This window comes from Pseudoflavonifractor capillosus (assembly GCF_016902575.1).
Lineage (GTDB): Bacteria > Bacillota > Clostridia > Oscillospirales > Oscillospiraceae > Enterenecus > Enterenecus capillosus_A.
This window is the reverse complement of sequence record NZ_JACSNZ010000128.1, coordinates 1-462: the sequence shown is the minus strand read 5'-3', so window position 1 is coordinate 462 and position 462 is coordinate 1. Positions and strand designations below refer to the sequence as shown.

Genomic DNA, 462 nt, shown 5'->3' with positions numbered 1-462 from the left:
GCAGCTCGGCACCGTGGAGCTTTGTAATATCCCCCACATGGATCATGTCGGGGAATCGGTGCTTGGTCACCTCTATGGGAAAGGCTTCGATTTCACTGGCCCATACAGGGATGATCCCGTTATGGACAGCGGCCAAAGGAAATCCGCCGATCCCATCAAATAAACTGCCAAGGGTAAGTGCCTTCATTTGGCCACCGCCTGGACCACCGTCCTGGTGGTATTGACCGCAGCTTGGGCCGTATAGACAGCAGACATAATGTTGGCTCTGGTTGTGGTGTCCAGGCCGAAGGTTCCGGCGATGCGTGGAATTTCCCCTGCGGACAACATCAGTCCTAGCCCCAGAAGGGCATTCCCTTTGAATACCATCAATCCTGCAATGAGGATGGTGGCTTGCAGGAAGGCGGTGAGGCAGAGTCCAATGATCTGCTTGCACCATTGGATGAAGCCGTCGGTATAGCCGCG

Annotated in this window: 2 protein-coding genes; both read right to left on the bottom strand. The window is 55.2% G+C overall.

Annotation, left to right across the window (positions count from 1 at the left end; translation table 11 throughout):
- Positions 1 to 187, bottom strand: a 187-nt coding sequence (locus H9X86_RS13180; protein ID WP_204901757.1) for a DNA cytosine methyltransferase, incomplete at its 3' end; no start/stop codon positions are given.
- Positions 184 to 462: conjugal transfer protein TrbL family protein (locus H9X86_RS13175; protein WP_243416967.1), on the bottom strand; the 279-nt coding region annotated here is incomplete at its 5' end. The genes H9X86_RS13180 and H9X86_RS13175, both read right to left, overlap by 4 nt.